This is a genomic window from Megasphaera sp. AM44-1BH (assembly GCF_003467125.1).
Lineage (GTDB): Bacteria > Bacillota > Negativicutes > Veillonellales > Megasphaeraceae > Megasphaera.
In genome coordinates this window covers 1-12451 of the sequence record NZ_QSFA01000034.1, presented here as the reverse complement: position 1 = coordinate 12451, position 12451 = coordinate 1, and the positions used below count along the sequence as shown (strand labels likewise).

Sequence of the window (12451 nt, the reverse complement as noted above, 5' to 3'; positions counted from 1 at the left end):
AAAAATCTTATATTTTTTATTGTCCTCTTGACGGGGAGCAGTTCATTTTTTGCTCATTTTGTTGCAGCCTTCTTTCTTTCTCATAACTAACACAATAGCTGGCATTTTTCATTTTCGTGAAAAATTGCCAGCTATCTATTTTTAGGCGTACTTTAATAAGCCTCGCTGTTTTTTTCTTTTTTTAACAAGCTATTGTATGTGTTTCTTCTTTTTCTAAATAGTGTTGTTGTAATCTGTCCGTATCCCGGCGACTTCGGTATTTCCTCAGATTAAAGCCGAATGCCATGAATAACAGTTCCTTTTCTACACTTTCTTTTCCTTTATGCCTCACTCGGCGGTATTCGTAGTTTCCCTTTACCGTTCCAAACGCTCCTTCTATCTGAATGGATCGGTTAATCCGCAACTGAATTCCTTTTTTACTATGAATGAACTTGTAGTCCTTGTCCAATAAGGATTGATAGTAAGGATTGTACTGTATCATTTTATTTTGTTTCGGTTTCTTTCCTGTCCGGGGCGGCTGGCATTGATTCCGTTTCCCACAATACTGACAGTTTTCACATTGGTACATTCGTACGGTCCGTTCATATCCACTGACCCTATCACGCTGCTTTTTTTCCGTTACGAAATGCAGCTTCCTTCCTTTGGCACAGGTATAGGTATCGCTGTCTGCGTCATAGGCCATATTGCTCCGGTGTCCGATTTTTTTCTTGAAGGCTGATGTCTTCCGGTATTCATACTCCCGTGGCTTAATGCATACCGTGCTTCCTTTCTTTTCTATCCAGTCCATGTTTTCTTCACTGTCATATCCGGCATCCGCCACAATATGATCTGCCAGTCTTCCATACTCTGATTCCAGGGCCGTCAAAAATGGGATCAAGGTCCGGGTATCCGTTGGATTCGGGAATAGGCCCAGTCCGATAATATATTCAGACTGCACGGCTAGTTGAAGATTGTAGGCCGGCTTCAGCTGTCCGTTTTTCATGTGGTCTTCTTTCATGCGCATAAATGTAGCATCGGGATCCGTCTTGGAATAACTGTTCCGTGTGCCCATTACGGTCAGGTGGGCATCATATTCTTGTTGCTTCTCCCGGATGGCTGCCACTTCTTCAAACAGTTTTTGTTCCGCTGTTTTTCGGTGGCCAGATCCTTGTACAAACGTGATGCCTTTTTCCTGGCATACGTCTGCAGCAGAGCGGAGTAATTCATCGTCATCCAGAATAAAGGTATCCATGCCCGTGAAAGCTAGCATCTGTTCTTGGATTTGCCGCCGTTTTTCCTTTAGCTTAGCAATCCCTTTTTCCACTCGCTTGCGCCAGACAAACGTATAGCGGTTCGCATTAGCTTCCATCTTGGTCCCATCAATATACCATTCTGTAAAATCTATGGAATCCAGTAAAGACATTTGATGCACAAACTGGGCAAACAAATGGCGGAGTACGGCTATGGGAATCCGGTGAAAGAAACGGCCAAACGTCATGTGGCTGGGTGCCGGATATCCTTCCAGCAGCCACATATATTCTATATTGACGCGGCATTGTTCACTGATGCTGCGCAGGGAATACACGCCCTGGGCTGCAGCGAAAACCATCACTTTGAACAAGATTTTGGGAGGTACCTTAGGATTTCTGCCTTTAACAGAGTAGAGATGCTGTAATGCTGAGTAATCCAACCTTTCCAATAATGCATCTACGATATAAACCAACCGATCTTGTTCTAATGAAATGCCATAATCCAATGGCAAAACGAGTTGCCTCGGAGCATAAGTTTTGGTATACTTTACGTGGTTGATTTTGTTTAGCATACAATAATTATACCAGCAAAGAGGCCCTTTGGGGCCTCTTTTGCTTAAAAAAAATGGGCTCAGATAACTGAGTCCATTTTTTTAGATGAGGCTATTATGTTACAGCCCCCTCTTTTCATAAAGCAGGAACGACAAAACAGGAGCATCGCACAGGGATTAAAACCAGTATGCGATGCTCCTGTTTCATAGTGAGCAGATTCATCCATAGACTTAACAAGCCGCTTGTTTATACGTATTGATTTCATCATATGAACAATATACAAAATGTCCCGGCGTAATTTCATACATGGCGGGCTTCACTTCCGGAGCATATTCCTGGACAGACGGATCATAGTCAATACGATGACGTTTTCGTTCCTGTTGCAGATCCGTAAGTGGTGAAGCAGAAAGTAGGGAAATCGTATACGGATGAATAGGATGATGATACAATTCATCGGCTGGCGCCAGTTCCAGCAGCTTGCCGTTTTTCATAACACCAATGCGGTCACTGATGTATTTAACCATTGCCAGATCATGTGCAATAAACAGGTAGGTCATCTTACGTTCTTTCCGCAAATTAATAAGCAGGTTGACAATCTGTGCCTGTATTGATACATCCAGAGCCGACAGACATTCATCGGCAATGATGAAATCCGGCTGTACGCACAATGCACGGGCAATGCCGATACGCTGACACTGGCCGCCGGAAAATTCCGTAGGATACCGGTTGGCATACGAACGGTTGATTCCTACAATATCGAGCATTTCATTGACTTTATTGTGGACTTCCTTATCGGTCTTGCAGATATGATGTACCCGCAGCGCATCTCCTATAATATTTTTAATAGGAATCCGGGGATTGAGCGAAGCAAAGGGATCCTGAAAAATCATCTGCATGGATTTGCGGAATGCCATCATTTCTGAACTGCTGCGGATTTTGGTAATGTCTTTCCCTTTATACACAACCGTCCCTGATGTCAGATCTTCCAATTTGATGACCGTGCGCCCTGTCGTCGATTTTCCACTGCCCGATTCCCCGACAAGACCGAACGTTTCACCAGGATAAATGGAAAAGGAAATATCATCTACAGCACGAACTTCATTCTTTTTGCCTTCGTTATATATTTTATGTAAATTCCGGACGGATAAAATCGGTTTTTCATCAGCGAGCGCCGCTGCTGGTGTGACGATATGCATAATTACTCCCCCCATCTTCCTGTTTCATGAAAGTATTAAAAATCTCCTGTCTCCGGATGATTTCGGCTGGCGGAGTAACAGCCGGTGCCTGCGGATGTAACAGCCATGTCGCCGCATAATGGGTATCACTGACTTTGAAGAACGGTGGTTCCTTTTCAAAATCAATAGCCAGCGCATAGGCATTCCGCGGAGCAAATGCATCTCCTTTGGGCATATGCAGCATATTCGGCGGAGCTCCCGGTATACTGTAGAGATGATCATCGGTTGTATCCAGTGTCGGCATGGAACAGATAAGCCCCCACGTATAGGGATGCTGAGGATTATAAAATATTTCTTCTGCCGTGCCGATTTCGATAATTTTACCGGCGTACATGACGGCGACCCGGTCTGCCACGTGGGCTACGACACCCAGGTCATGGGTAATAAAGATGACGGACATGTTCAGTTTTACTTTTAAATCATCAATCAGATCCAGAATCTGTGACTGAATGGTAACATCCAGCGCCGTCGTCGGTTCATCAGCAATCAGGATATCCGGTTTGCATGCCAGAGACAAGGCAATCATGACACGCTGGCGCATGCCGCCGGAAAACTGATGGGGATAATTACGGCTGCTTTCTTCGGGATTGCGGATTCCCACAAGACTCATAAGCTTTATGGCTTCTTTCATAGCTTCTGCCTTTGGAATATCTTCATGAGTCAGGATGGATTCAGCAATCTGCCGTCCCACGGTCATAGTCGGATTGAGAGATGTCATGGGGTCCTGGAATATCATGGCGATTTTACGGCCGCGGATGGATTCCATTTCTTCTTCAGGAAGTGACAGGAGATTTTTCCCTTCGTAAATGATTTCACCATCTTTGCCAAAAATGGTATTTTTCCGTGGCAATACCCGGTTAATTGCTTTCATCGAAACCGATTTTCCGGAACCGGATTCACCGACAATAGCTAATGTTTCACCGCGTTTCAGATCAAAGGTAACACCGCGCACAGCGTCTACGATGCCGTCCAGCGTCCGAAACGATACATGTAAATTGTTGACTTTTAATATTGTATCTGTTGTCATTGCTGTTCATCCTTTCTCATACACCACTGCGTCTGCAGCAGCTGCTGCAGACGCGGGGTGTATAACGTTTACGGAGCACGCTGTGTCAATTTACAATTACAGCGTCTGGTTATTCAAAATGCCACTGATAGAGATCATCGAGTGAGCCTTCCCAGAAGTCCTTGATGCCACCGACGAGGTTCTTGCTCTGTACGTTAATCTGATCGGTTTCGTACAGGCTGGTAACAAACTGGTTATCACGCATATAGACCTGTATTTCTTTATAAGCCGCTTTCCGTGCTTCGGCATCTGGTAAGGATGCGGCATTGTTCATCATTTCTGTCAGTTTCGGATCATCGGAATGGCAGAAGTTATTGCTGCCGCCCGGTACGAAGTAGTTGCTGTAATCGGGGTCTGGAGTCAGGCCATAGCCGAGAAGCATCATTTCATAATCGCCTTTCTTGGCATTGCCGAGGACGGTCGGGAAGTCCAGTTTCTGCTGTTTAACGTTGAGGCCGATAGCCTGCAGATTCTGCTGGATCAGATCTGCCGATTGTTCACGCAGGACGTTTCCGATTGGAACCTGGAGCGTAATTTCTTTCGACGTATCAAATCCTGATTCAGCCAGTTCTTTCTTGGCTGCTTCCGGATCATAGGGCAGCGGTTTTACGCTTTCATCATAAACGGGGCTGACTTTTGTATAAACGGTAGGTACAATCTGGGCTGTACCTTTGTAAAGTTCATCACAGATTTTCTGACGGTCGATAGCCATCGTAACGGCGCGGCGGAACTTGACGTTGAATGCCGGATTGCTGTTGTTGACTTCCAGATACTGTGTATTCAGGGACGGAACGGTCTTTACGACCAGTTTGCTGTCTTTTTTGAGGACATCCAGATCTTTGACAGGTACAGAACCAATACCACCGGATGCAGCAAGCTGTACGTTACCGGATTTCAGTTCTGTTACGAGGTTGGTACCGTTCATGATACGGATGAATACTTTCTTCAGCTTCGGAGAGCCTTTATAGTACTCTTCATTTGCTGCCAGTTCGACATGATCATTCGTCTTGTAGGAAACGAACTTATATGTACCACTGGTAACAGTCGGTTTCGTAACGGCATCTGAATTGGAAATGTTTGCCGGGTCAATCTTTTCAAAGACATGTTTAGGAACGATATAGACTTCAAAGCCAAGCATGCTCTTCAAATAATTCGGATCCACTGGTTTCTTCGTACGGAACGTAACCGTATGTTCATCGACAGCCACCAGATTCGGAATAGGAGTACCATCCGGTCTCTTCCCTACACTGTCTGTGCCTTCCAGCATGTTGATATAACTGCCTTTAGACGTTTCTACCTTGGGATTGGCGATGAGGTTAAATGTAAAGATGACATCATCGGCCGTAATGGGTTTCCCATCAGTCCATTTTGCTTTTTCGTTCAGTTTGATGGTAAAATTCTGGTTATCCGTCGTATCGATGCTGTTTGCCAGCTGCGGCGTAAACTTATTGATTTCCGGCATGCCCAGCAATGTATCATACATAAACCGGATGGTAAACTGACCGGCAATACCAGGATTGAACAGCGGATTGAAGGAATCCGGCGCATTGAACATGCCGATGGTCAGCGTTTCTTTGCTGCCGGCACTGCCACCGCCACCTTTGCTGCCGCTGCCACATCCAGCCAGCATGGTAACACTCAATGCCAGACAAATAGCCAATGCCAGACCTTTTCTTCTGCGTATCCATGATAATAAGCCCATAATAACCCCTCTTTTCTTAAAATATATAGTCAGCGATCCTGTCCCCTGTTTTATTATTTGGAATCGCCGTCTATGGCTTCATTCAGACCGTCGCCGAGGAAATTGATTGTCAGTACGGCAATGAGAATGGCAATTCCCGGCGGAATCCAGCGCCACGGTTCTGCGGAGAGAACCATGATGGACTGGGCACTGGTCAGCATATTCCCCCAGCTGGCAGCCGGCGGTTGTACGCCCATCCCCAGAAAGCTCAGTGAAGCTTCTGTCAGGATAGCATTGGCGATGCCGAACGTACAATTTACCAGTATCGGCGATAGAACGTTTGGCAGAATATGTTTAAACACAATAGTAAACGGTGAATAACCGGTAACGATGGCAGCAGAGATATAATCCTGTGTCTTGATGCTGAGTACTTCACCACGGACGAGACGGCAGATAGGCGGCCAGCCCATGAAGCCCATGACCAGCATAACCGTCATCATATTCGGGCCGATAAGGCTGACGATGACCAGGATAATCATGAATTGAGGATATGCCATGAATACTTCCGTAATACGCATGATCAGGCTGTCTACCATTCCACCAAAATATCCTGAAAGAAGTCCCAGTGTAATACCAATCGCCGCATAGATGACAACAGAACCGATGCCAACTATCAATGAAACCTGTGAACCATAGATGAGGCGGCTCAATACATCACGTCCCACATCATCTGTCCCCAGCAGATGAGCGGCTGATGGTCCTTCATCAAAGGCCCCTGTCGTCTGGGCCGGATCAAATGGCGAAATGAGCGGCGCCAGTACGGCCATCAGGATAATTGCACCAAAGAGCACGAGACTCCATACAGCTACCTTGTTTTTACAGAAACGGCGCCATGTAATCTTCCCCCATGATTCGGGAACTTCTTCCTTTTCTTTCTCTTTTTTGCCACTCAGGGCATTCAGTCCGAACGAAGCGCCTATACTGTTTTGATGTACCAAAACAAATTTATTTGCTTCCATTCCTGTCCCCCCTTTTGAAATCCCCTATTTACTATACTTGATACGCGGGTCAATCGCCGCATAAGCAATATCTACAGTCAGATTGGCAATCAGAACGGCAATGGCCGATAAAATAACGATGGCCATGAGTACGGGATAATCCCGGGAATTAATGGCCGCTACGGTAAGCGACCCGATACCAGGCCACTGGAAAATCTGTTCCGTAATAACAGCACCGCCAATAACCTTCGGCAGGTCTGTCCCAATAACCGTAACGATAGGAATCAGTGAATTACGCAGTACATGGAACCGTAAAATCTGACGCCATTTAAGCCCCTTGGCTAAGGCCGTGCGGATGTAATTCTGCCCCAGTACTTCCAGGACACTGGCCCGTACGTACCGGATCATATTGGCCGAAAACTGTGAAGCCATGACGATTACAGGAAGGACCAGATGTTCTGCCAGGTCGATGCCATCATTTTCCATCCCCAGAACTTCCATACCGCCTGTAGGCAGCAGATCCAGTTCGACAGCAAAGATATAAATCAGAGCCAGTCCCAGGAAGAACGGCGGAAACGAGACATTGAAGAATGTCCATCCGATGATAGCCCGGTCCAGTTTCGAGTTCTTATGCAGGGCAGCGATGATTCCCAGAGGAATAGCCGTCGCATAAGCCACTATCAGGCTGATACTCATCAGAATCAATGTCGGTCCGAGACGCTGGGAGATAATATCCAGTACAGGCTGTCGGTCAGCAAAGGAAAATCCCATATTTCCTGTCAGGAAATTAGCAATCCAGTCTACATACTGGATAAATAATGGCTTGTCCAGTCCCAGAGCAGCTCGTGTCATTTCTACCTGGGCTGCTGTCATATCCGGTGAAATATACATATCAGCCGGATCTCCTGGCGTCAGATGGACCAGGATGAAAGCGCCGATGGATATGAGAAACAAGACCGGGATAGAAATAAGCACTCGTTTTAAGATGTACTTCCCCATAATAATCCCCCCTAAATACAATACATGTCAGCCTGTATGCACCAGACCAGCAGTCTACCTAAAAAAAAGAGCAATGGCACATAATACTATGCACCATTGCATCTTCCTGTCTTTGAACTTGTTTAGGTATGCTTGAATAATACACCGTTCGGTTTAAAATGTCAATACGTTAAACGTATTATTTTTTAACTAATTTTATATTTTCACATGTAAACATAATATTTTCAGATAGTTTCATGATGTGAAATAATAAAATACATGCATATACCATTCCGTACCTGTGGTGTATAATTAAATTTATATGAATGAAAAGGGGGTATGATGATGAATACATCTATCGCGAATCAAATAAACCGTTTTGCCAGAACTAATGAAAATCATCTTATTGAACTTCTGACAGCTATCTGCAGCCTGCCATCACCTACAGGTGCTGAACAAGCTAAAGCCAATTGGATATTGGCTTATCTTCACAAGCTGGGAGCATCGGAAGCTTATATAGATAGTGCCGGCAATGTAATCTGGCCCTGTCAGATTACGAAGGGGACGAAACATCCTGTTTATGGAGCTCATATCGATACCGTATTCAACCAGGTAACTTCTATCAAACCGAAAATCAAAGGAAATGTGTTTGCCGCTCCTTCCTGTGGTGACAACAGCGCCAACGTGGCCAGCCTGCTCTTCTTTGCAGAAATGATTTTATCTCTTCATATGGACCTGCCTGCCGGTGCTTTCTTCCTGTTTAATGTCGGAGAAGAAGGTCTGGGAAACCTCAGGGGTATCCGTCAGTTTATGACGGACCATGCCCATGAAGTCAGCGAAATGGTCGCCGTCGATTGCAACAGTGATTCGTTCATCAATCTTGCCGTCGGTTCACACCGGTATCAGATTGACGTACAGGCCGAAGGCGGCCACAGCTGGGGAAACTTTGGAAACGATAATGCCATTGCCATTGCTTCCGGCATCATCTGGAATCTCTATAACCTGGATGTACCAGCCAGTCCTAAAACGACATATAATGTCGGCACTATCCAGGGCGGTTCAACGGTAAATTCCATTGCCGAACACGCATCCTTTACGATTGACCTGCGTTCTGAATCCAAAGAAGAACTCCAGCGGGTAGATCAAAAATTCCACGAACTGCTTGATGCAGCACGGGATCCTAAAATTCAGATTACGGAAACGTTCCTCGGTGAACGGCCATGTAATGACGGAGCAGAAAATTCTGACATGTGTCGGCGTCTGGCCCGTATCCGTTCTGCCCACGGACTGACGACAACCTTCCAGTCTGCCAGTACCGATGCAAATATCCCACTCAGCCTGGGGATTCCGGCCATTTCATTTGGTACCTGCATAGGGCGCCGCGCTCATTCCGTATATGAAAACCTGGATCTCGATTCACTTGTCCCGGGATTCATCCAGCTCGCCGAATTCATCCTGACGTCCCCGGCATGCCAAAAGGAGTAACCGTATTACATGGTACACAATATGACCGAAGGGAACCCGATAAAGCTGATTCTGGCTTTTACGGGTCCCCTTTTGATTGGAAATGTTTTTCAGCAGTTCTACAATATTGCTGATATTATCATCGTTGGCCGTTTCATAGGCGTTCATGCCCTGGCTGCCGTGGGAGCCACAGCACCATTGTTCATGGCTCTCCTGGGACTGACTATCGGTATGGCATCGGGATTCACAGTCATTATGGGACAACGGTTCGGCGGCGGGGATTACGAAGGCGTACGCCGCTCATTTTCTATGTCCCTTATGCTCTCTTCCGGTCTGACGGTCCTGCTCATGCTGACTGCCTGGCTCTGCATGCCCTGGTTCCTTCAGCTCATGAATATTTCAAATGAGCTGTATGATGATTCGTATCACTATGTCATGATTATTGCCTATGGACTTCTGGCCATGATGTTTTATAACCTTCTTTCCTGTGCCTGCCGGGCACTGGGAGACAGCCGCACGCCATTGTACTTTCTCATCTTTTCCTCACTACTGAATGTGGCACTGGCATTGTTGTTTATTACCTGTTTCGGCTGGGGCGTACCCGGTTCGGCCGTCGCGCTCGTCCTGGCACAGGCAGTGTCCGCTATTCTCTGTCTGATATATATGCGGCGTCATTTTCCCATATTACATCTGCATCGCCGGGACTGGCACTGGGATACGGTTTTCGCACTCCAGCATCTGCGCATCGGCCTGCCCATGGCAGCCCAGTTTTTGATTATATCCCTGGGAATCATCATAATCCAGTCGGTATGCAATACATTCGGGCCGGAAACAATTGCCGGTTTTGTCTCTGCCACGCGGATTGAACAACTGGCACTGCAGCCTATGGTCTCTTTCGGTATTGCCATGGCCGTATATTCCGCCCAGAATTACGGGGCTGGAAACTATGGCCGCATCCGCCAGGGTGTACGCCAGTGCTCCCTTGTATCACTGGCCTTCTGTGCTCTTGCGGCAGCTGCCATGTATCTCGGCGGCCGGGATATATTAAGTATTTTCACCAGTGAGCACGATGAGTTCCTGTTACAGCAGGCCTGGCTCTATATCACCCTGAGCGTGCCGTTTTATTTTTTTCTCGGTCAGATTTTTGTCTACCGCAATGCCGTACAGGGCATGGGAATTTCTGCAGTTCCTCTTACAAGCAGCATCATCGAACTCAGTCTTCGTGGTGGAGCTGCGTATTTTCTGGCCAGCCGCTGGGGATACTTTGGCATTTGTTGTGCCAGTCCTGTCTGCTGGATTGCGGCATGTTTCTTTACCGCCGGCTGTTATTTCTATATTATGGCAAGTCTGAAAAATTAGTGAATATTCAAAGATATAACCAATCAGCCTTTATTTTTATCAAATAATTCACGTTGCCTTTATTACTTTTATGTGTGATATTAAAAAAAATAATAAAGGTAACGTTTTTTATACACTGCTATGTACAAAACGAATAGAAAAGATGTAAAATCTCTCAAAACAAATACTAAAAAATAATGGAAAAAAGTAGTATTTTGTATTATCCAATATATAATAGATTGTGAAAAAAATCATTTGATTATCAAGAAGTTATTCTCATTCAATAAGGAGAGAAAAATGCCTACATTTCAAAGCAGATTCAAGGAAACGCAGCGCCGTGTCCCTATTGATGAACACAATTGTTCTGTACAATTTGACGAAAGTAAGTGCAAAAATTGTACATTATGCCGCCGCACGTGTGCAAACACTCAGACTGTTATGGATTATTATAATCTGGAAAGCACAGGCGACATGCCTATCTGTGTCCACTGTGGACAATGTGCGGCAGTATGCCCCTTTGGGGCTATCACAGAAGTGTCCGATCTGGACAAAGTAAAAGCAGCCATAAAAGACCCGGATAAGATTGTCATGTTCCAGACAGCACCTGCTGTCCGCGTCGGTCTCGGAGAAGCCTTCGGTATGGAACCCGGTACATTTGTACAGGGGAAAATGGTAGGAGCCCTGCATGCACTGGGCGCTGATTACGTATTTGATACAGACTTTGGCGCTGACATGACCATCATGGAAGAAGCCATGGAATTACTGCATCGTCTTCAGTCTGAAGAAATTCCTATCCCGCAATTTACCAGCTGCTGTCCTGCCTGGGTCGAATTTCTGGAAACATTCTATCCTGATCTCATTCCCCATCTGTCTTCGACCAAGAGTCCTATCAGCATCATGAGCTCAGCGATGAAGACATGGTTTGTAAAAAATAATAATCTCGACCCCAGAAACGTCGTCATTGTAGACGTAGCGCCCTGTACGGCTAAAAAAGCTGAAATACGCCGTCCGGAACTAAATGCATCGGCAGATTTCTGGAATATCCCTGAACTGCGGGATACAGATATTTCAATCACGACCCGTGAACTGGCCCAATGGATACAGGAAGAAGGAATTGATTTTTCCGGTATAGCCGATAGTGATTTTGACAAAGTCTTCGGTGAATCTACTGGTGGCGGCCGCATTTTCGGCAACAGCGGCGGTGTCATGGAAGCAGCAATCCGCACAGCCTATTATTTCTTTACAGGCCGTAAAGCTCCTAAAGACTTTATTCCCTTTGAACCGGTCCGTGGACTCGATGGTGTCAAAAAAGCTTCTGTCGTCTTTGGTCATTTCGTCATTCATGTCGCTGCTATCAGTGGCCTGGGCAATGCCCGTAAATTCCTGGATGAACTGATTTCCACGGAAGACTTTGAAAATTATTCTTTTATTGAAGTCATGGCCTGCCCTGGCGGCTGCATTGGTGGTGGCGGTCAGCCTAAAGTCAAATTGCCCCAGGTAAAGAAGGTTCAACAGGCACGCATGGATTCACTCTATCAGAGCGACGTAGATGCAACCTACAAAGCCAGCTGGGAAAATCCTGAAATTCAGGATTTGTATAAACAATTCCTCGGCGAACCTCTTTCCGAACGTGCTGAAATGATGCTGCACACCTATTTCACAGACCGCAGCGATGACCTGGGAGAAATGAAAAACCTGACTCCGGAAACGAACCCGTCATCGACCCGTTTCAAACCCCACACGAATAATGCCGTGTAATCGTATGTGCTATTAATGCATACAAGATACAATAAAACATGACATAGCGAAAAAAAACTGTGCATGACGATCCAGACAGGATCAGTCATGCACAGTTTTTTTATCGGTATTAGTCCAGATTTTGTGGTGTGGTCACCCCTAGTCCAATTTTT

The 12451-nt window shown here is 45.9% G+C and carries 9 protein-coding genes; 3 read left to right on the top strand and 6 right to left on the bottom strand.

The features are described 5' to 3' along the window. Positions 1-181 precede the first annotated feature (181 nt). The 6 genes from DW949_RS12960 to DW949_RS12935 all read right to left on the bottom strand — a co-directional run bounded on the left by DW949_RS12960 (position 182) and on the right by DW949_RS12935 (position 7760). Positions 182-1801, bottom strand: coding sequence for an IS1182 family transposase (locus DW949_RS12960; protein WP_233539603.1), 1620 nt, complete (start codon positions 1799-1801; stop codon positions 182-184). A 210-nt stretch (positions 1802-2011) separates the two neighbouring features. Further along, complete coding sequence (locus DW949_RS12955; RefSeq protein WP_118023615.1) at positions 2012-2977, bottom strand: ABC transporter ATP-binding protein; 966 nt, start codon at positions 2975-2977, stop codon at positions 2012-2014. Beyond that, positions 2943-4043: an ABC transporter ATP-binding protein gene (locus DW949_RS12950; protein WP_118023614.1), complete on the bottom strand. Its 1101-nt coding sequence runs from the start codon at positions 4041-4043 to the stop codon at positions 2943-2945. Before DW949_RS12950 ends, DW949_RS12955 begins: the two co-directional genes overlap by 35 nt. Before the next feature lie 109 nt (positions 4044-4152). Further along, positions 4153-5784: an ABC transporter substrate-binding protein gene (locus DW949_RS12945; RefSeq protein WP_199595928.1), complete on the bottom strand. Its 1632-nt coding sequence runs from the start codon at positions 5782-5784 to the stop codon at positions 4153-4155. A 53-nt stretch (positions 5785-5837) separates the two neighbouring features. Beyond that, positions 5838-6782, bottom strand: coding sequence for an oligopeptide ABC transporter permease (gene opp4C, locus DW949_RS12940; RefSeq protein ID WP_118023612.1), 945 nt, complete (start codon positions 6780-6782; stop codon positions 5838-5840). Positions 6783-6806: 24 nt separating this feature from the next. Beyond that, a complete protein-coding gene (locus DW949_RS12935; RefSeq protein WP_118023611.1) occupies positions 6807-7760 on the bottom strand; it encodes an ABC transporter permease in 954 nt (317 codons plus the stop codon). A 324-nt stretch (positions 7761-8084) separates the two neighbouring features. Here DW949_RS12935 and DW949_RS12930 point away from each other — a divergent pair, with 324 nt between their 5' ends. The 3 genes from DW949_RS12930 (at position 8085) to DW949_RS12920 (ending at position 12299) form a co-directional block, all read left to right on the top strand. Continuing rightward, on the top strand, positions 8085-9224 hold the full coding sequence (locus DW949_RS12930) for a M20/M25/M40 family metallo-hydrolase (protein WP_118023610.1): 1140 nt from the start codon (positions 8085-8087) through the stop codon (positions 9222-9224). A gap of 9 nt (positions 9225-9233) precedes the next feature. After that, positions 9234-10562 carry an MATE family efflux transporter gene (locus DW949_RS12925; protein WP_118023609.1) on the top strand — a complete coding sequence of 443 codons (1329 nt, stop codon included), beginning with the start codon at positions 9234-9236 and terminating at the stop codon, positions 10560-10562. A gap of 276 nt (positions 10563-10838) precedes the next feature. Next, positions 10839-12299 (top strand): [FeFe] hydrogenase, group A, encoded by a 1461-nt coding sequence (locus DW949_RS12920; protein WP_118023608.1) that lies wholly within the window; start codon positions 10839-10841, stop codon positions 12297-12299. Positions 12300-12451 lie beyond the last annotated feature (152 nt).